At 70.9% G+C, this 18,138-nt stretch carries 18 protein-coding genes and 2 pseudogenes; 10 read left to right on the plus strand and 10 right to left on the minus strand.

Annotated elements, in window-relative coordinates; genetic code table 11:
- Together AOK24_RS33550 and AOK24_RS33555 are read right to left on the minus strand one after the other, a co-directional pair.
- Positions 1–387, minus strand: a 387-nt coding sequence (locus AOK24_RS33550; RefSeq protein ID WP_159052070.1) for an SDR family NAD(P)-dependent oxidoreductase, incomplete at its 3' end; no start/stop codon positions are given.
- A gap of 34 nt (positions 388–421) precedes the next feature.
- Positions 422–1,360 (minus strand): NADP-dependent oxidoreductase, encoded by a 939-nt coding sequence (locus AOK24_RS33555; RefSeq protein WP_055723783.1) that lies wholly within the window; start codon positions 1,358–1,360, stop codon positions 422–424.
- A gap of 144 nt (positions 1,361–1,504) precedes the next feature.
- Here AOK24_RS33555 and AOK24_RS33560 point away from each other — a divergent pair, with 144 nt between their 5' ends.
- A complete protein-coding gene (locus AOK24_RS33560; RefSeq protein WP_055723784.1) occupies positions 1,505–2,203 on the plus strand; it encodes a TetR/AcrR family transcriptional regulator in 699 nt (232 codons plus the stop codon).
- A gap of 239 nt (positions 2,204–2,442) precedes the next feature.
- On the opposite strand, the gene AOK24_RS33565 is transcribed toward AOK24_RS33560, so the two are convergent.
- On the minus strand, positions 2,443–2,790 hold the full coding sequence (locus AOK24_RS33565) for a carboxypeptidase regulatory-like domain-containing protein (protein ID WP_055723785.1): 348 nt from the start codon (positions 2,788–2,790) through the stop codon (positions 2,443–2,445).
- Positions 2,791–2,869: 79 nt separating this feature from the next.
- On the opposite strand from AOK24_RS33565, the pseudogene AOK24_RS47870 reads away from it, so the two are divergent.
- A pseudogene (locus tag AOK24_RS47870) lies at positions 2,870–3,746 on the plus strand (IS5 family transposase).
- Between the two features lie 335 nt (positions 3,747–4,081).
- Here the strand turns inward: AOK24_RS47870 and AOK24_RS33575 are convergent.
- Positions 4,082–4,834, minus strand: a pseudogene (locus tag AOK24_RS33575) (MFS transporter); the annotation flags it as partial.
- Between the two features lie 266 nt (positions 4,835–5,100).
- Complete coding sequence (locus AOK24_RS33580; protein ID WP_055723794.1) at positions 5,101–5,784, minus strand: TetR/AcrR family transcriptional regulator; 684 nt, start codon at positions 5,782–5,784, stop codon at positions 5,101–5,103.
- Positions 5,785–6,125: 341 nt separating this feature from the next.
- Between AOK24_RS33580 and AOK24_RS33585 the strand changes: the two genes are divergently transcribed.
- The 5 genes from AOK24_RS33585 to AOK24_RS33595 all read left to right on the plus strand — a co-directional run bounded on the left by AOK24_RS33585 (position 6,126) and on the right by AOK24_RS33595 (position 9,275).
- Positions 6,126–6,869, plus strand: coding sequence for an NADPH-dependent F420 reductase (locus AOK24_RS33585; protein WP_055723787.1), 744 nt, complete (start codon positions 6,126–6,128; stop codon positions 6,867–6,869).
- A gap of 132 nt (positions 6,870–7,001) precedes the next feature.
- Positions 7,002–7,673, plus strand: a complete 672-nt coding sequence (locus AOK24_RS33590) for an SDR family oxidoreductase (RefSeq protein WP_055723788.1) — start codon at positions 7,002–7,004, stop codon at positions 7,671–7,673.
- A 304-nt stretch (positions 7,674–7,977) separates the two neighbouring features.
- Positions 7,978–8,127, plus strand: coding sequence for a redoxin domain-containing protein (locus AOK24_RS52845; protein WP_206191311.1), 150 nt, complete (start codon positions 7,978–7,980; stop codon positions 8,125–8,127).
- 34 nt (positions 8,128–8,161) lie between these two features.
- Complete coding sequence (locus tag AOK24_RS49890) at positions 8,162–8,320, plus strand: thioredoxin domain-containing protein (RefSeq protein ID WP_206191312.1); 159 nt, start codon at positions 8,162–8,164, stop codon at positions 8,318–8,320.
- 112 nt (positions 8,321–8,432) lie between these two features.
- Positions 8,433–9,275 carry a sensor histidine kinase gene (locus tag AOK24_RS33595; RefSeq protein ID WP_240554253.1) on the plus strand — a complete coding sequence of 281 codons (843 nt, stop codon included), beginning with the start codon at positions 8,433–8,435 and terminating at the stop codon, positions 9,273–9,275.
- Between the two features lie 28 nt (positions 9,276–9,303).
- Here AOK24_RS33595 and AOK24_RS52850 read toward each other — a convergent pair whose 3' ends face one another.
- Complete coding sequence (locus AOK24_RS52850; protein WP_369408103.1) at positions 9,304–9,591, minus strand: hypothetical protein; 288 nt, start codon at positions 9,589–9,591, stop codon at positions 9,304–9,306.
- Positions 9,592–10,473: 882 nt separating this feature from the next.
- Positions 10,474–10,878: an ASCH domain-containing protein gene (locus AOK24_RS33600; RefSeq protein ID WP_055723789.1), complete on the minus strand. Its 405-nt coding sequence runs from the start codon at positions 10,876–10,878 to the stop codon at positions 10,474–10,476.
- Between the two features lie 104 nt (positions 10,879–10,982).
- Here AOK24_RS33600 and AOK24_RS33605 point away from each other — a divergent pair, with 104 nt between their 5' ends.
- Both AOK24_RS33605 and AOK24_RS33610 read left to right on the plus strand, forming a co-directional pair.
- A complete protein-coding gene (locus AOK24_RS33605; protein WP_055723790.1) occupies positions 10,983–11,333 on the plus strand; it encodes an ArsR/SmtB family transcription factor in 351 nt (116 codons plus the stop codon).
- Between the two features lie 115 nt (positions 11,334–11,448).
- Positions 11,449–12,396 (plus strand): NmrA/HSCARG family protein, encoded by a 948-nt coding sequence (locus tag AOK24_RS33610; RefSeq protein WP_055723791.1) that lies wholly within the window; start codon positions 11,449–11,451, stop codon positions 12,394–12,396.
- A gap of 114 nt (positions 12,397–12,510) precedes the next feature.
- On the opposite strand, the gene AOK24_RS33615 is transcribed toward AOK24_RS33610, so the two are convergent.
- The 3 genes from AOK24_RS33615 to AOK24_RS33625 all read right to left on the minus strand — a co-directional run bounded on the left by AOK24_RS33615 (position 12,511) and on the right by AOK24_RS33625 (position 15,232).
- Positions 12,511–13,062: an AMIN-like domain-containing (lipo)protein gene (locus AOK24_RS33615; RefSeq protein ID WP_079057123.1), complete on the minus strand. Its 552-nt coding sequence runs from the start codon at positions 13,060–13,062 to the stop codon at positions 12,511–12,513.
- Between the two features lie 235 nt (positions 13,063–13,297).
- A complete protein-coding gene (locus tag AOK24_RS33620) occupies positions 13,298–13,906 on the minus strand; it encodes an RICIN domain-containing protein (protein WP_055723792.1) in 609 nt (202 codons plus the stop codon).
- 171 nt (positions 13,907–14,077) lie between these two features.
- Positions 14,078–15,232: a MalY/PatB family protein gene (locus AOK24_RS33625; protein ID WP_055723793.1), complete on the minus strand. Its 1,155-nt coding sequence runs from the start codon at positions 15,230–15,232 to the stop codon at positions 14,078–14,080.
- A 180-nt stretch (positions 15,233–15,412) separates the two neighbouring features.
- On the opposite strand from AOK24_RS33625, the gene dnaE reads away from it, so the two are divergent.
- Positions 15,413–18,138, plus strand: a 2,726-nt coding sequence (gene dnaE / locus AOK24_RS33630) for a DNA polymerase III subunit alpha (protein ID WP_055723796.1), incomplete at its 3' end; no start/stop codon positions are given.

Below are 18,138 nucleotides of genomic sequence, written 5' to 3' on the forward strand. Positions count from 1 at the left end.
GGGCAGGACGGCCTGGGTGGCGGTGATGGCGCTACAGAGCAGGAAGTCGATCCATCCCTGTACATCGGAGGGGCTGGTCTGGGACGGGGAGGTGAGGGTCATGGAGTTTATGGAGCCGTTGCCCGGAGAGGGGGAGTGCTCCAGGACGTCGATGCCGCCGAAGCGGGTGGCGGCGTCCTTGAGGGCCTGGGTCAGCGCGTCGTGGTCGAGCACGTCCGCCGGGAACGCGGCGGCGGTGATGCCCTCGGCGGTGAGCCGGCCGACGAGGTCGTCGAGCTTGGCGCGGTTGCGGGCGATGAGGGCGACGTCGTAGCCGCGCGAGCCGAAGGTGCGGGCGATGGCGAGGCCCATGCCGGGGCCGGCTCCGACGATGGCGATGCTGGGCATGGTGAAGTCCTTTCGTGGGTGGGGGAGCGTCTGGTCAGGCGATGGTGATGGCGGTCTTGCCGAGGGTGCCGGCGCTGAACGCGGCGAACGCCTCGGGGGCACGCTCCAGGTCGAACTGTGAGTTCACCGGCACCTGGAGGGCGCCGGAGGCGACCTGCCCGGCGAGGGTGGACAGGGTGTCGGCGGTCGGGTTGGCCCGGAGCATGGCGGTGTGCAGCTTGCGGTCCTCCCCGGTCTCGGGGACCGGGGCGAGGGCGGAGGCGATGGCGCCGCCGTCGCGGGTGAGCGCGGTGAGTTCGGCCAGGTCGCCGGCGAGGTGCAGCACCGCGTCCACGCCGTCAGGGGCGATCGACCGGACCTGGGCGGTCATGTCCTGGAGGTAGTCGACGACGGTCACCTCGGCGTCGGTCAGCGCCGAGACGAAGCCGCTCTCGGAACCCGGCCTGGCTGTGGCGATCACCCTCGCGCCCCGCGCCGCGGCCAGCTGTACGGCGATGGCACCCACGCCGCCGGTGGCACCGGAGATCAGCACCGTCCTGCCCTCCAGCGGGCCGAGCAGGGCGAGACCGTCGAAGGCGGCGGTGCCCGCCAGCCCCAGCGCGCCGGCGTCACGTACCGAGACCCCGTCGGGCCGGTGGGTGATGCCGACGGCAGCGGGAACGGCGACGTACTGCGCCATCGAACCGGCACCCAGGTACGCCTTGGCGTCCACGCCGAACACGTCGTCGCCGACAGCGAAACCCTCGACGCCCTCACCGACCGCCTCGACGGTGCCGGCGAAGTCCTTGCCGGGGATCAGCGGGAAGCGGTGCTCCATCATGTCCTGGAGGTATCCGGCCGCCGTGCCCAGGTCGAACCCGTTCACCGAGGACGCGGCCACCTTCACCAGCACCTCACCGGCCTCCGGGCGGGGCACCTCCACCTCGGTCACCTCGGGGCTGCCGGGTACCTGCGCCAATGTCACAGCGCGCACTGATCATCAACTCCTCGACATGGGTATCGCCCAATTCGGTAAGGGCTATCCGATTCTCGATCCGGAATGACCTGTCCGGTTCCGCCGGTCCCCACGATAGCACTGAAAGTGGATGGGTCATTCCGATTAGGTAGACTGAGCGTCATGAACCTTGGCGCCCAATCCAGCGATGACCGTGCCGCGCAGCCTCTCCGCAGCGACGCCGAGCGCAACCGCGCGCGGATCGTCGTCGCCGCGCGCACGGTGTTCAGGCGTGACGGCCTGCATGCCTCCATGGCTTCCGTGGCCCGCGAGGCGGGGGTGGGCATCGCCACGCTGTTCCGCCGGTTCGCGACAAAGGAGGAACTGGTGGCCGCGGTCTTCGCCGACCGTATGGACGCCTACGTCGACGCGGTCGGCGTCGCCCTCGACGACCCCGATCCCTGGCGCGGTCTCGCGGGGTTCATCGAAACCGGCTGCGCGATGCAGGCCGCCGATTACGGCTTCGCCGACGTGCTGACCATGAGCTTCCCCACAGCCAAGGCTCTGGAGGAGCGCCGAGGCCAGGCGTACGAGGGCGTCGTCCAGCTCATCAACCGCGCCAAGGCCGCAGGACGTCTGCGTGAGGACTTCACCCCCGAGGACCTGGTGCTGGTGTACATGGCCAATGCCGGCGTCGTCAACGCCACCGGCGACACCGCTCCCGACGCCTGGAAACGCGTCGTCGCCCTGATGCTCCAGTCCTTCGAGGCCCCCGCCCGCGGCCCCCTGCCCGATTCGCCCGAGCCCCGCGCCCTCTACAGGGCCATGCTCCGGGCCAGTCAGGCGTGCTCCGCCTCGCCGGAACCAGGGAGGAAGGACTGAAGGGTCACGTGCGCCCGAATGCGCATCGTGAGCGTGAGCCGAGCGCGTGCAGTCGGGTGATGATCGGTGACCAGCGAGTCGTTGCTGTTCGTGGGTAAAGCTGGGTCCGGGTCGTGGAAGCGGCGCAGGCCACCAGATGAAGGGCCCTTTGCCTCTTTCGAGGTGACGGCGACGCGCTGGGGTTCAACGGACGACGAGCCTCCCGCGCTGGGAAACCGTCCGCAGGCCGGTCTTGTGGACTACTCGCTGCTGTGGGCGAGTTCGATGTCGAGGCCGTCGACGCCGCCGGAGACGGCGACCTCGGCCGCCCGAGGCGGGTGACCCGTGGCGGTGACGATGTACGCGCCGCTGTCCAGGTCGGAGAAGGCGTATGCCCCATCGACGCCGGTCGTCGTGGTGGCGACCACGTTCCCGACGGAGTCGACCAGTGTGACGCGCGCGTCGCTGAGCGGGACGCCAGCGCCGCGCACGGTACCGCGCAGGTGGGCCCCGGGATGCAGTTCGACCTCCATGCGTGTGCCGCCGGCGCGGATGTCGACGGACTGGACAAGCGGCCGGTGCTTGGGGGAGGTGACCGCGAGGGTCACCCTTGCCGACGACCAGGTCGTTTCTGGTGGCTCTTGGTGGGCGGGGTGGATCTCGTAGTCGCGCGGGCAGGACGCTCGTATGGTGCGGCGACACGAGTTCACGGACGCGCAGTGGCGCAAGATCGAGCCTCTTCCGCCCGGGAACGGCGGGCCTGGCGGGCAGTGGGCTGATCACCGGAAGGTCGTCGACGGAGTGCTGTTCCGGGCCCGGACCGGGGTCCCCTGGCCTGATCTGCCGGAACGGTACGGACCCTGGCAGACCGTCTACGAGCGTCATCGCCGCTGGTCGGCCGACGGCACCTGGCAGACCGTCTTGGAAGAGCTGCAGATCGAAGCGGATGCCGGCGACCCGGACCAAGCCCACGCCCACGACACCTCCCGGCAGGAGTGGGCGGTCGACATCGACTCGACCTCATGCCGGGCGCATCGGCATGAGGCCGGGGCGCCCCGCAAGGCTCCGGCCGGCCACCCGCAAGGGGGGCGGAACGCGCGAGGAGGCAGATGGGCGCGAGGCATCGGGACGCTCGCGGGGCGGGCTGACCAGCAAGGTCCGTCTGCTCTCCGACGACCGGGCCCGCCCGCTGCACCGGCTGACCTCGCCCGGCCGGCGGGGTGACAGCCCGATGTTCACGCCGGTGCTGGACGGCTTACGCATCCGGTGCCGTGGACCGGGCCTACCTGCGCAGACGCGGCATCAGAGCCGCCCTCGCGCAGCCCGACGACCAGCAAGCCCACCGCAGGAATCGCGGACGGGCCGGGGCCGGCCCCCGGTCTTCGACAAGACTCGGTACCGCCGCCGCAACGCCGTTGAGCGGTGTGCGAACAAGTGGAAGCAGTTCCGCGCTGTCACAACGAGGTATGACAAGCGCGACTACATATTCAACGGAACCCTGACCGTCACAGCGATCGTCATCCGGCTCCGCGACACCGTCCAAGAGCCACCAGAAACGGTCTAGGTCAGTGACGCCGAACTCGCCGAAGTCGTCGGCCACGACCACCGTCGTGGCCTGCGGCCGGTAGCTGTCCGCGGAGGCGATGAGCATGTATGGTCCGGCGCAGGGCGCCTCCATGCCGTACGAGCCGTCGGGTTGGGCGACGGAGCGGCCCAGCGGACGTTCTTCCAGAGAGACCGGCGTCACCGCCGCTCCGGCCACGGGCGCCCTCTCCACACCTCGGACGTGTCCGCCGACCGGGCCCCACTGGTGGTCGCGGCGGCGGAGGCCGTCACCGGTACCGGCTGCGGTGAGGCGGACTGCGGGGCCGGGACCAGTCGCTTCTCGACGGTCACGGTGGCCGGTGTGGCGGTGCCGCCCGGGATCGCGGACGGCGTCGCGGACTCGGATGCCGTGTCCGCCGTGGCGGTGGCGGGCCGGTGGCGCGGGATGAAGGAGGCCAGGGCGAAGGCGAGGAGGCCGGCGCCGCCGCCGACGGCCATGACCGTCTTGAAGCCGTTCTCCGACGGCAGGGCGACGGAGTCGAACCTTGTGGTCATCTGGGAGAGGATCACGGCGGCGACGGCACTGGCGAACGACGTACCGATGGCACGCATGAGGGTGTTGAGGCTGTTCGCGGCACCCGTCTCGGATGCGGGCACGGCGCCCATGATCAGAGCCGGCATGGCGCCGAAGGCGAAGCCGACGCCGGCGCCGACGATGCAGGACACCAGCACGAAGTGCCAGACCGCGTTCATGAGCACGATGTTCAGGCCGTAGCCTGCGGCCACGATCAGAGCGCCGATCATCAGGGTCGTCTTCGGGCCCCTGGCCCTGGTGACGCGGCCGGACACCGGAGCCGTGGCCATCATCACGAGGCCCATCGGCGCCATGACCAGGCCCGCGGTGAGCAGCGACTTGCCCAGACCGTAACCCGTCGCCGCGGGCAGTCGCAGGAACTGCGGCACGATCAGTATCGTCATGTACAGGCTGAACCCGACGGTGATCGAGGCGACGTTGGTGAACAGCGCCTGGCGGCGTGCGCTGGTGCGCAGGTCCGCCGGCGGTTCCTTGACGCGTAGCTCGAACAGGCCGGTGATCAAGGGAACCATGGGATCGCCTCCGTAGTGTGCGGCAGCCGGAACTCCTCGGAGACGGCCTGCGCAACACGACCCGCGCAGGTCGCTGCGATCGCCTACGGCATGCCGAATGAGGCACCCGCGTAGGCCCATCGGGTGTCGCGCTGCGGGGGGGGCCGACGGATCATTTCCGCAGGTTGTCGACCGCTTGAAGGGCAGGCGGTGTCGGCGTGCGTCACGGCACAGGGCAGTCACCTGTGCGCGGCGTCACGCGGTGTGCGGTCGCAGAGAACCGTCCTTCACCCAGTGCAGTTGCGATCACCGCCGAGGTGAAGCATGGCGCGGTGCAACTCGTCCTTGCTCAAGGGCGGTTGGGGAAGCGGATGCGCCCGCTCGGCGCGGAATCCGTCGAGCAGCAGGTGCAGGAAGCGGCGCCAAGTCCCCGGTGCGACGTCCTGAGTGGCTTCGGTGACGCTGCCGTTGGCCCAGATCACGAAGGTGAGGTCTTCGGGTGTGATGTCGGAGCGGAGCGTTCCCTGGTCCTGTGCGCGCTCCACGATGCGGACGGCGAGTTCATAGATGCGCGACTGCGCCCCCGCCAGACACGCCGTCTCCGGCAGCCGAATGGCAGCCAGGTCCTGGAATCCCCTGTCCCCGACCTGGAGTTCACACATCGTCTCAAGGAAGTGGCACAGCCCCGCCCACGCGTCGTCCATGGCCACGGCCTTCTCTGCGGCCTCCCGCCATGCCTCGATCTTGTCGGCGAACACCGCCTGCACGAGGTGGAGGCGTGTGGGGAAATGGCGGTAGAGCGTGCCGATGGCGAGGCTCGCTCGCTTGGCCACCTGCTCCAGCGAGGCTTCGATGCCCTGCTCGGCCAGACATGCGCGAGCCGCCGAGAGCAGGGCGTCCCGGTTGCGCTGCGCGTCACGCCGCAGAGGACGGCCCGTCGCGGCTTCACCGCGTGCTCGATGAGTGGACATACCTAAGAGGATATCCAACATGAGGCGGTCCTCATGTTTGCTGCTACGATGGACAACATGAGGGGCCCCTCGACTTGTGTGGTCGGGAGTGCATGTCGCCAGTCGCGTACGGAGTCCGGACCAGCGTCCTCCCGCGCAGGTCCTGCCGGCGACGACGTCTCGCGACCGGCCCGGCCATGGCCGAGAAAGAGTCGAAGGACAGCCGGCGTTTCTGTGGGCCCAGCGGAAGGCGGCCTCCTCGCTGCCCCTGCGTGATCGAGCCTGGCCCACTCCCACCTTTCGAAGCTCTGCCCCCAGCGACCTACTACCTAGCTCTGTTGACTTACCAGGAGACGTGACCCATGACGAAGACTCTCGGAATCATCGGCGCCGGCGTGATCGGCGGCATTGTGGCCCGCCACGCCGTCGATGCCGGCCTGAATGTCGTCCTGAGTAACTCCCGGGGCCCCGAGACCCTCACCGGGCTGGTCAGCGAACTCGGCTCCCGCGCCCGCGCGGCCACTCCGGCCGAGGCCGCCGAGGCCGGCGACCTGGTCGTCGTCGCCATCCCGCTGGTCGCCTACGACAAGCTGCCTGTCGCCGCCCTGGCGGGCAAGACCGTGATCGACACGATGAACTACTACCCCGAGCGCGACGGCCAGATCAGCGAGCTGGACTCCGGCGAGCTGACCTCCAGCGCCCTGGTGCAGCGCCACCTGGCCGACTCCCATGTGGTCAAGGCGTGCAACAACATTTCCTTCCGCTGCCTGCTCACCCTTGCCCGTCCCTCTGGGGCGCCCGATCGAAGTGCGCTGCCCATCGCCGGTGACGAGCCGAGCGCCAAGGCCGAGGTAACCGAACTGCTGGATACCCTCGGCTTCGACACGGTGGACATGGGCACTCTGACCGAGAGCTGGCGCAGCGAACCCAACACCCCGGTCTACGTGTACCCGTACTTCCCGGGTCTGCCGCCGTTCGGAACGGGTCAGGAAGAGGTCATGCGCTGGGTCCGCGAGACTTCCGGAGCCCCGGTGCCCGCACACAAGGTGAAGGAACTGACCGTCGGCGCAGTCCGGGGCCCGGTAGGAGGCCGTTTCTCCTACTAGAGGTGGTCTGCTCCGCCCGGACGCGAATCGCGCCCGTTGGCGTCTCGCACGCACCGTCCCCGGTCGCAGCCCTTGGCGGTCGTACTCCTTCGCTCAGCCACTTCCTCATCACTTCGAACAGGAGCTCCTCGCATGCCCGTCATCGCCATCGTCGGAGCAGGCCCCGGCATGGGGCTGTCCATCGCCCGCCGCTTCGGAGCCGAAGGCTTCCAGGTCGTCCTCATCTCCCGGACCAAGGAGAAGGTCGAAGCCCTTGCCGCGCAGCTCGTGGCGGACGGAGTCGAGGCCGCCGCCTTCGCCGCCGACGTGATGCGCCCGGACACCGTGCACTCGGCACTGGCCGCCGCAGTCGACCGCTTCGGTCCCATCGACGTGCTGGAGTACTCGCCCGCCGACCGGGGCCTCGCCGGTGTCTCTGCCGCCGAGGCGACTGCCGAGGACCTCCAGACACAGATCGACCACTACCTCTACGGAGCTGTCGCCGCCGTGAGCCAGGCCCTCCCAGGGATGCTGGAGCGAGGCAGCGGCACCCTTCTGTTCTCCACCGGTGGCTCCTCGGTACAGCCCAGGGGAGGCAGCTTCGCCACCATCGGCATCGCCGCCGCCTCGCTGCGCAACTACGCGATGACGCTGAACGTCGAGCTCGCCGAGCGCGGCATTCATGCCGCACACGTGGCCATCAGCGTCTTCATCGGCAGCGGCCCCGGTACCGAGGCCGACACCATCGCCGAGCACTACTGGACCGCCCACACCAAGCGCGACAAGCCCGAGATCGTCCACGTCCTTCCCGGAGACACGCCCTGAGCCCCTCTGACTGATGCGCGGCAGCGGCAGTTCGCGCGGCGGATGACCGCAGGCCCGGCTACGGCTTCATTTTCGTGCCGCGTGAGTGGTGCCGGCCTTTCCTGGGAGAGCCGGCACCACTCAGGTCCCCTGCGCAGGGGCGGGCGGCCGGCATCACCTACGCCGCCGGTACCCCCGATCTCCCACCGCACCCGCAGCCGCAGCACCCTCCTGCCTGCGGCGGAAGAAATGAGGCAGACGGACATCGCAAGAGGCATACAAGTGGGCGACAAGGCACCCGACTTCACCCTGCCGTCACAATCCGGTGCACCGGTCCGGCTGCACGGCAGAGGCGTGTGTTTTCCGGGACAGCCACGAGGTCTTCACCGACGCCGGAGTCATCGGTATGAGTTCCGACTCGGTGCACAGGCATGCGGCCTTCGCCGCCCGGCACAACCTGCCCGCACGCTGTTGAGCGGCGAGGAGGGCAAGGTAGCAAGGACTACGGGGTGCCCAGCGTGTTGGGCATCATCCCGGGCCGGGGCACCTACGTCATCGACCGTCAGGGGACGGTCCGGCATGTCTTCAACTCGCTGACCAACATGGACAAGCACGTCCACGATGCGCTCGACGTGGTCCGCAACATCCAGACCGAGGACCCGGTCTGACGCCGCAGCGACCCACCTCGGGCCGGGTGGACCGCTGTGCGCCCAGCGCCCGGGTACCGCGATCCGCGCCGGCACCGCGACGCTGGGTTCGCTGGCCCTCACCACGCTGTACGTGATCGGCACCCGCGCGGAGTTCTCGTGGGGCCTGCTGGAAACGGTCGCCCTGCTCGTGCTGCTCACCCGGACCGCACGGCGGGTAAGGCGGCCCGCCACCGCCGTGGCGTTGTCGGCTGCGCTCGGCCTCGCGGTGATCGTCCTGCCGCTGCGCGGGGACACACGTGACTCCTTCGGATACTCCTTCCTCCTGACCTTCGCGGTCGGCGGGGCCGTCGGCCTGGGCTGCTACCTGCGGCTGCTGGACGCCCGCCGGGCCCGCGCCATGGACGCCGTACGCCACAACGAACGCCTCGAACTCGCCCGCGATCTGCACGACTTCGTCGCCCACCACGTCACCGGCATCATCGTGCACGCCAACGCCGCGCTGATGGTCCAGGAGACCTCGCCGGAACAGGTCAAACCCCTGCTGGAGGGCATCTCCCGGGCGGGCGGCGAGACCCTGGACTCCATGCGCCGCCTGGTACGGGTCCTGCGCGAGGAGGACCATGAGGCCGCGCGCCCGGGCGAACTGCTCACCGAGCTGGACCGCCTGGTCGGCGCGTTCGCCGGACACGGCACCGAGGCGAGGCTGGACGTCGAGGACACGGTGCGCGGGGTCCGGCTGGCCCCGGAGGTGGAGACCTCCGTCCACCGCGTGGTGCAGGAGGCGCTGACGAACGTACGCCGCCACGCCCCCGGCGCCGGCGTGGCCGTCCGCCTCGGCCTCCACCAGCGAGGCGACTGCCGACGGCTGTGGGTGGAGGTGCGCGGAGATCTCACGACCACCGCGACCGCGCACCGCCCGCGGCTTGCGCCACGTTTCGGACGATCACAGCCTGGGCCTCCGCGTGGACGGTGAACCACCCCGGGTCAGTTGGCTTCGTATTTCACCGTGGAGTCTTCGGTGGCCGTACCGGTCGACCCACTCGGCGGTGGCCGACTCTCCTGGCTGAACGGGCCGTTGGCCGCGGTCGCGTTGCCGGATGGCCATCTCCAGGGCACCGGTTCGCAACGACGGTGACCAAGTCGTGGTCGACCAGATCGGGGGCCCGTGGGACCTGTCCGCCGGGGATCGTGGTGATGACGCGTCTGCCGCGCACCGCGCCCTGGACGCCGAGCTCGCGCATCGGGCGCTCGACGGTGCAACGGGCCACCGCATGTCCCTCCCGGTTCAGCTCGCGTCAGATCTTCCGCGCTCCGTGGACACGGTAGTTGGACGCGTGGACCTCCTGGATCCGCTCCTTGAGCTCCTTGCCGCGCATGCGGCGGGCAGAGGGCGTCTGGAGGCGTTTCCTGTGGGCGTGGTACGTGGAAGGAGCGACCTGGGCTGGTGCTGTCCGACGTGCTGGAACGCGCCGCGCTGGCGTGCACCGATCTCGACACCGGCCTGTATTCGCCGACGAAGGCGATGCTCGCCCAACTCGTGGAGTGGGTCCGTGGCCTTTGACGTGGCGGGACTGCGCCGGTCGTACGGATGGCGTGCTGGACGAGGGCGCAGGGCGGCTCGTTCCTCCGGCCGCCGGCGAGGCGCTCGTCCGGGACGGGCTCGGCGCCGTCCTGCCGTACGGCCGACCGGCGATCACCCGGCCGGTGAGCGGCGCCGTCGCTCCACGACGGACTACCGGGCCGTGCTGCCGGTCGACGCGCCCGCGCTCGCGTCGGCCGCGGCCCTGGCCCGGATGGGGCCAGCGGCGAGGGCTCGTACTCGGACGATCACCCGGCGCTACGCGATGCTGCTGCGAGTCCGTATCCAGTGCAAAGCCTCCGGCCGCCCAGGAGCGAACGTGATCACCGCCGAGGTGTACACCGAGGATCCCCGGGCGAGGCGGCCGGAGTGCGGCGTCGACGCGATCGGCCGGTACTGCCGGAGCCGCCGTCCCGAACGTCGAGCCCGCGTTCCGGCAGACCGAGCCGTGGTTCGTCAGGGCGCTCGCGGACGGCCCGTCACCCGCGCCGGCGCTGTACCCCACCCTCGACTCGGTCCCCGGTGAGTTCGGCGGGCGGGCAGCGGCGGCCAGGGTATCGATGGCCCCGGCGTCGGGAGGCGGCCGTGAGTTTCAGGGAGTGGCGTTCACCAGCCGGAAGGCCAGGCACACGACGAGCGTCCCGTCGTCGACGGGCGTACCGGCCCGTTCCCAGTAGCCGCGGTGCCCCGCCCGCCACGCCGCCAGGTCGGCGTCGCCCTCGCCCTCGGCGGCGGCGTGTTCCCAAGGGACCTCGGTGAAGGGCATGACGGCCACGGACGTGATCTCGACCGTGCCGACGGGGTGGCCGTCGGTGTCGACGAGGGCGAGGCGCTCGCCGGTGGTCTCCAGGGGCTCGTCCTCCTTGGCGTAGTCGTCGAAGAGGCCGGTCGTCGTGGTCTTGCGGCCGGACAGGGCCAGGGAGTTGAGCCAGACCCGCATGTCGCCCGGGGTGCCCAGCTCCAGTGTCCGCATCCCGTCGACCCGTGGCCATGTCATCGGTGATCTCCTCTCGCCGCCGGCGTTCGCCGGATTCGGTAGCCGTCAAGGTTGTTACCATGCATGTTCGTGGCGAACGGGCGGATGCGAGAGGTGGCGGGCCGGTGAGTACGCCGCTGTACCAGCTGAAGGCCGAGTTCTTCAAGACGCTCGGGCATCCCGCCCGTATCCGGGTGCTCGAACTGCTCAGTGAGCGTGAGCACTCGGTCGCGGAGATGCTTCCCGAGGTCGGGATCGAGCCCGCGCATCTGTCCCAGCAGCTCGCGGTGTTGCGGCGGGCGAATCTCGTGGTGACCCGCAAAGAGGGGTCGACCGTCCATTACTCGCTGACGGACCCGCGTATCGCCGAGCTGCTGCGGGTCGCCCGCGAGATTCTCTCCGGTGTTCTCGCGGGGCAGGCGGAGCTTCTCGCGGATCTCCGGGCGCCGCTTCCGGGGGCGTCCCGCAACCGCTGAGGTTAGTCCGAACGGGTGTCGGGGCTTCTTCATGTCCGCGATCTGGTTGACGCGTCATCTTGATAGTCCTAGGCTTCTGGTTGAAGCGTCAACCACGACCTTTCGGAGGAGCACCATGAACGGCAAGAAGGTCATCGCGGTCGCCGGAGCCACGGGCGCACAGGGCGGCGGCTTCGCCCGCGCGGTCCTCGCGGGCCCGGAGTCCGGCTTCACCGTCCGCGCGCTGACCCGCGACCCCGAAGCGCCCGCCGCCAGGGAACTCGCCGGGCTCGGCGCCGAGGTCGTACGGGCGGACTTCACCGACGAGACGAGCGTCCGCGCGGCGTTCGAGGGCGCGTACGGCGCGTTCCTCGTCACCAACTTCTGGGCGCACATGTCGGCGGAGAAGGAGACCGCCGAGATCGAGGTGCTGGCCCGGTCCGCGCGGGCCGCGGGGCTGCGGCACGTCGTCTGGTCGACGCTGGAGGACACCCGCGAGCTGCTGCCGCTGACGGATGAACGGATGCCGGTCCTCCAGGGTTCCTACAACGTCCCGCACTTCGACGCGAAGGGGGCGGGCAACCGGCTCTTCACCGAGGCGGGCGTGCCGACGACCTTCCTCAACACCACGTACTACTTCCAGGGCTTCCTCGGCCCCTTCGCGCCCAAGCGCGGCGACGACGGCGTCCTCACCCTGACCCTCCCGCTGGAGGACGGCAAGCTCCTGTCCGGCGTCGATGTCGAGGACATCGGCCGCACCGCGTTCGCCCTGCTCAAGGGCGGCGAGCAGTACATCGGCGAGACCGTCGGCCTCGCGGGCGACCACCTCACGGGCGCCCAGTACGCCGAGAAGCTGTCCACCGCGTACGGCGAGCCGGTGCGGTTCCAGCCGGTGCCGTACGACGTCTTCCGCTCCCTCGGCATCCCCGCCGGGGACGAGATCGGCAACATGTTCCAGTACTACGGCGACTTCGACCGCGAGTTCACGGGCGCGCGGGATCTGGTCCGGCTGCGGGAGATCAACCCGGAGCTGCGGAGCTTCGACGCGTGGCTGGCGGAGAACGCGGGCAAGTTCAGCGGGTGACGTGTCAACCTGGTCGGTCGTGGCGGGTGCCGGAAAAGGTGTGATCCGGAGAAGGTGTACTCCGGAATCAGAATGCTCCGGAAAAGTGTGAACCGATTCCGGCACTCGGAACGATCACCAGGTATGAGCGACATCCACCACCAGCCGGTCGGGCAGGACCAGCGCTCTGAACGGCAGCCGGGCGCGGACCCCGAGGCCGATATGGGTCGCGTTGTCGTAGGTGCCGCCGAACTTGGCGTCGCGGAAGGTCCGATAGGAGGCGAGGTCGAGACCGGGAAGCGGGGCCGCGAGGCGCGCGGGATAGCGGGCCGTGTCCACCGGTGCCGTGAACTCGATCTCGATGATCGCCCCACCGCTGACCGGGATGCCGGTCTGGGACGGGGGATGGGAGAAGCTCGGGACGTACTGGACCCAGTACGCGGCGGGATCGGCGGTCGTCATCCCGGGGATGTCGAGAACGATCCGGTCGTAGCAGTCGTGGCGGCCCGTGCGGACGTCCGTGAGGGCGCCGGCCGTCGCGATCGAGCCCGGCGCGGCCTTCGTTCCGCTGCCCCAGCCCGTCTCGCAGACGGCGGCGGCGCGCGGCGCGGCGACGGCGGCCGGGGCGAGGGCGGTTCCCGTGAGCATCAGCGTGGTCGTGGCCAGGGCGGTGGCCCAGCGTTTCATGGGTGGGTGGCTCCTCTCGGTCGGTTGTCCGTGCCAGGTGGGACCACGGGGGTGAGGGAAAGGTTGGGGCGGGCGGCAGTCGGTTTCCGGACATTTCCCGGGGGTGCCGGTGTCGTTCGGTGGGCTGTGGGTGTCATGCGGCGGGGCGCGGGTCGCGGTGTTCCGGGCGGGACGGGGCCGGGGCGCGGCCCTGGCGTACGGGCCGCGCCCCGGCTGCCGCCTGCTGGGCCGTTCGTCAGTCCGCCCAGACGTCCCACCACTGCTGGGACTGGAAGTTCTTCTGCCAGAGCTGGACGCGGGCGCCGTTGCCCCAGACGTTGGCGTCGCGGTCCAGGACGATGTTGCCGCCGCCGTAGAAGCGGGCGTTGTAGATCGCGCGGTCGCCGGCCGGGTGGGACCAGCTCTGCTGCGAGGTGTTGTTGCAGTCCCAGATCTGGACCTTGGTGCCGTTGGTGCCGCCGCCGTTGGTGTCGGCGTCCAGGCACTTGCCGGGGAAGCGGTAGCTCTCCAGCGCGCCGTTGTTCCACAGGTACCAGCGCTGCTGGGTCGTGCCGTTGCACTGCCAGACCTGGACGATCGTGCCGTTGCCGCCGCCGTTCGCGTCGACGTCCAGGCACTGGGTGGTGGGGCGGTTCGCGAAGTCGTTGGTGATACGTACGGGCAGGTCGAGGACCTTCTTCAGGGCCGGTGCGGCCAGGCCCGGGGCGGGAGCGGTCCAGTGGACGGGCTGGGACGGGGGCGCTGCGCTCGTCGAGGGGGTGCCGGCGTTCGCCGAGGGCGTGAAGGCCAGAGCGGTGGCGAAGGCCGCGGCGGTCACCGCGGCCCAGCGTCCGGTGCGGGGCATGTGCTCTCCTTGTCGCTGAGGTCGGTCCATGTCGCACAAGTCGAATCCCGTACGGGGGTCACCTCAGCACAGCGGGACGAGCACGCGGCACGCGTGAACAGGCCAAGCCTGTGTGTTTCCTGTGCGTCCGGTGGGGAACGCCCGCCCCGCCGGGCTCACCCGTCCCGCCGGTCAGCCGAGCGCCGCCGCCATTCTCCGCACCCCCTCCGCCACGTTCTCCGGGGACGTCGCCAGGTTCATCCGGACGAAGCCGGCGCCCCCGGTGCCGAAGGCGGGGCCGGAGTTGAGGGCCACCCGGCCGCGCCGGAGGAAGACGTCCGCCGGGTCGTCGCCGAGGTTCAGCGCGCGGCAGTCCAGCCAGGCCAGGTACGTCGCCTGCGCCGGGGTGTACCGCACGGCGGGAAGGTGCCGTGCCAGGAGCCCGGCGAGGAGGCGCCGGTTCTCGTCGAGCCCCGCGAGGACCGCGTCGAGCCACTCCCCGCCGTCCCGCAGCGCGGCGGTGTGCGCGATGACGCCGAGGTGGCTGGGGCCGTGGCCGACCTCCTCCGGGAGCCGCGCGAGATCGTCCCCCGCGCCGGGTCCCGCGACGGCGACGGCCGCCTTGAGCCCGGCGAGGTTCCACGCCTTCGAGGCGGACATCAGCGACAGCCCGCTCTCCGCGCCGGGCACACCGAGGTACGGCACGAACGCCGCGCCTGCCGCGACGACCGGCGCGTGGATCTCGTCCGCCACGACCCGCACGCCGTACCGCGACGCCAGCGCGGCCACCGCCGTCAGCTCCTCGGCCGTGTGCAACGTACCCGTCGGGTTGTGCGGGCTGCACAGCAGATACGCGGGCCGGCCGCCCTCTGCCGCGAGCCGTGCGAACGTCTCCTCCAGAACGGCGAGATCCAGACGGTCGTCCGCGCCGAGCGGGGCCTCGACGACCGTCCGGTCCATGTTGCCGAGGAACTGGTAGAACGGCGTGTACACAGGGGAGTTGACGACGACGCGGTCCCCGGGGCCCGACACCAGCTTCAGCATCTCGACGACGCCCAGCATCACGTCCGGCACGATCGCCGTACGCTCCACCGCGAGCCCCTCCCACCCCCACCGCTTGCCCGCGAACCCGGCCAGCGCCTCGGCGTACGCCGTCCCCACCGGGTACCCGGTGTCGCCGAGCGCGACCGCGTCCGTGAGCGCCCGCGCGACCGGCTCCGCCAGATCGACGTCCATCTCCGCGACCCACATCGGCAGGACGTCCCGCGGATACGTCCGCCACTTCATGCTCGTACGACGCCGGAGCCGGTCGAGGGGGACCTGCCGCAGAGGGTTCGTGTTCTCCATGCAGCCAAGCTAGGCGAGGGGTGGAGCGGATCTCCCGTCCCTTTCACGCCGAGCCCGCAGGCAGCCGGGCCGGCCGGCTCGATCGAACAGGCGTGCGAACTCTGGGTTAGAGTGCTGCTGAGACGAACGATGCAGATGGTGCGGAAGGGGCGAAGGGGGCATGGGTAGCAGGAGGTGCGTATGGGGTTTACGCATCTTCGTGTGGTCAGTGGCTACTCCCTGCGGTACGGGGCCAGCCACCCCCACGCGTTGGTGGAGCGGGCGGCCGAGCGAGGGCTCGACGCGGTCGCGTTGACCGACCGGGACTCCCTCGCGGGGGCCGTGCGGTTCGCCAAGGCGTGCGCGGGGGCCGGGGTCAGGCCGCTGTTCGGGGTCGACCTGGGGGTGCCGGGGGACGGGCACCGGGAGGGCCGGCGTCAGCCCGTCGCGGGCGGGGCGTTCATGAGCGAGGTGCCGTTCCGGGCCGTGTTCCTGGCCCGGAACACCCTCGGGTGGGCCGCGCTGTGCCGGCTCGTGACCGCCTCGGCCGGCGAGCAGGGCGTCACCTGGGACGACCTCGGCACAGCCGGCGACGACGTGTTCGTACTGCTCGGCGCCGACTCCGAGGTCGGACGCGCGCTGGCACAGGGGCGTCCCGACCGGGCCGCCGGGCTGCTCGCGCCCTGGCGTGAGCGGTTCGGGGACGCGCTGCGGATCGAGGTGAGCTGGCACGGGCGGACCGGCACCGGTCCCGGCTCGCTGCGGCTCGCCGCCCGGCTCGCCACCTTCGCCGAGGAACAGCAGGTCACGGCCGTACTCAGCAACGCCGTACGGTACGCCGACCCGCGCCAGCACGAGGTCGCCGACATCCTCGACTCGGCCCGCCTGCTCGTGCCGGTCGACACCCGGGACGCGTCCCGGCTCGACAGCGGGCAGCGCTGGCTGAAGGACGAGGGCGAGATGGAGCGCATCGCCGGCCGGATCGCCGAGGCGGCCGGCACCGACGCGCGGCGTCTGCTCGCGGCGACCGAGGACACCGCGCGGGCCTGCGTCGTCGACCCCGGCGACGCGTTCGGCCTCGGCCGGCTCCACCTCCCCGAGCCCGAACTGGTCGGCGTCCGCGCGACGCGGGCCGACCGGGTCCTCGGCGAGCGCTGCGCCGCCGGCATGATGCGCCACGGCTACCAGCGCGACGTACCCCGCTGGGACCGGCTCGAAGAGGAGCTGAAGGTGATCGCCGGGCACGGCTTCGCCGGGTACTTCCTGACCGTCGCCGAAGTCGCCGCGCAGGCCAGAGGGTTGGGTATCCGGGTCGCCGCGCGCGGCTCGGCGGTCGGCTCGCTCGTCGTCCACCTGCTCGGCATCAGCCCCATCGACCCCGTCGCTCACGGCCTGCTCATGGAGCGGTTCCTGTCCGTACGGCGCTCCGCGCTGCCCGACATCGACCTGGACGTCGAGTCCGCCCGCCGCCTGGAGATCTACCGGGCCGTCCGCGAACGCTTCGGCGCCGACCGCGTCGCGACCCTCGCCGTCTACAAGACCTACCGCGCCCGGGGAGCCATCCACGACGTCGCCCGCGCCCGGGGCCTCGCGCCCGACGAGGCCGCGCGCCTCGCCAAGGAGTTCCCGCACATCCGCGCCCGCGACGTCCGCGCCGCCCTCGCCGAACTCCCCGAGCTGCGCGGGGTCGCGGCCGAGGACCACGGGCGCCTGTGGGAACTCGTCGAGGCGCTGGACGGGCTCCCGCACGAGGCCGCCATGCACCCCTGCGGGCTCCTCGTCTCCGACGCGGGCCTCCTCACCCGTACGCCGGTGGCGCCCACCACCGTCGAGAACATCGCCATGTCCCAGTTCGACAAGGAGGACATCGAGGACACCGGGCACCCCAAGATCGACGTCATCGGCGTACGGATGCAGTCCGCGCTCGCGCACGCCGTCGCCGAGATCGAGCGCGTCACCGGTGAGCGGCTCGACCTCGACGACCCCGCGCAGGTGCCGCCGGACGACCCGGCGACGTACGGGATGATCCAGGCCGGCGACACGATGGGCACGTTCCAGCTGGAGAGCCCCGGCCAGCGGGAACTCGTCCGCAATCTGCGGCCCGGCACCTTCGGCGACCTCGCGCTCGACATCAGCCTCTTCCGGCCCGGGCCCGTCGCCGCGGACATGGTCTCGCCGCTGATCCAGGCCCGCGAGAGCGGACGCCGGCCCCGGTGCCCCCACCCCGACCTGGAGCCGATCCTCGCCGAGACCGAAGGGCAGGTCGTCTACCACGAGCAGGTCATCGAGATCATCGCGACCATGACCGGCTGCGACCGGGCGACGGCCGACGAGGCGCGGCGCGCGCTGTCCGACGACGAGCGCAAGGGGAGGGTGCGGGCCTGGTTCGCCGACCTGGCGCGCAGACGCGGGTGTTCCGTGGGGGCGGTACGCGAGGTGTGGGGAGTCCTGGAGAGCTTCGGCAGCTTCGGGTTCGCCAAGGCCCATGCCGCCGCCTTCGCCCACCCCGCGTACCAGTCGAGCTGGCTGAAGGCGCACCGCATGGCCGCGCTGCTCGCCGGGCTCCTCACGCACGATCCCGGCATGTACCACAAGCGGGTTCTCGCGGCCGACGCACGCCGGCACGGGGTGCCGCTGCTGCTGCCCGACGTGAACGTGTCCCGCGACGCTCACACACTCGAACTGGTGTCCGGGAAATGGGGGGTACGGATCGGACTCGCCCAGGTCCGGGGCATCACCGACGCCGAGAGCGCCCGCATCGTCGCCGGGCAGCCCTACACCTCGCTGGAGGACTTCTGGCACCGGGCACGCCCGAGCCGGCCCCTCGCCGAGCGACTCGCCAGGGTGGGCGCGCTCGACGCGTTCGGCTCACGCCGGGATCTGCTCCTGAAACTCACGGAGTCGCATCGGGCGGGGCGGGGGAGAGG

The sequence above is a fragment of the Streptomyces niveiscabiei genome, from assembly GCF_001419795.1.
GTDB lineage: Bacteria > Actinomycetota > Actinomycetes > Streptomycetales > Streptomycetaceae > Streptomyces > Streptomyces niveiscabiei.